The following is an 831-nucleotide window of genomic DNA, read 5'->3' as shown; positions in this document are numbered from 1 at the left end:
CTGAAAATGCAACAACCGAAATACCACGTTTAATTAATACAGCAATCGCCGAAAGACGCCCAGTTCATTTACATTTACCAATCGATGTCGCAATCTCTGAAATTGAGATACCGACACCATTTGAAGTGACGGCAACTAAAGATACGGATGCATCAACATATATAGAGTTATTAGCAACTAAACTGCATCAAGCGAAGCAGCCTATCATCATTACTGGACATGAAATTAACAGTTTTCACCTCCATCAAGAATTAGAAGATTTTGTAAATCAAACACAGATACCAGTAGCACAACTTTCATTAGGAAAAGGTGCTTTTAATGAGGAAAATCCATATTATATGGGTATTTACGACGGGAAAATTGCCGAAGATAAAATACGAGATTATGTGGACAACAGCGATTTAATTTTAAATATTGGAGCCAAATTAACAGATTCAGCAACAGCAGGATTTTCATACCAATTCAATATCGATGATGTCGTTATGTTAAATCATCACAATATCAAAATTGATGATGTTACAAATGATGAAATATCTCTACCATCGTTGTTAAAACAGTTATCCAATATTTCATATACGAACAGTGCAACGTTCCCTGCGTATCATCGTCCAACATCACCCGATTATACTGTTGGCACAGAACCATTAACACAACAAACTTATTTTAAAATGATGCAAAATTTCTTAAAACCAAATGATGTCATTATTGCTGATCAAGGTACATCATTCTTTGGTGCTTATGATTTAGCATTATACAAAAACAATACTTTTATAGGGCAACCGTTATGGGGTTCTATCGGCTATACATTACCTGCAACATTAGGTTCACAAT

The 831-nt window shown here is 34.7% G+C and carries 1 pseudogene; it reads left to right on the top strand.

Annotation, left to right across the window (positions count from 1 at the left end):
* Positions 1-831: pseudogene (locus tag IDG60_RS17100) on the top strand (alpha-keto acid decarboxylase family protein); the annotation flags it as partial.

It is taken from the genome of Staphylococcus sp. EG-SA-2, from assembly GCF_017152085.1.
The sequence above is the reverse complement of the archived record's forward strand: the minus strand, read 5'-3'. Positions and strand labels throughout refer to the sequence as shown.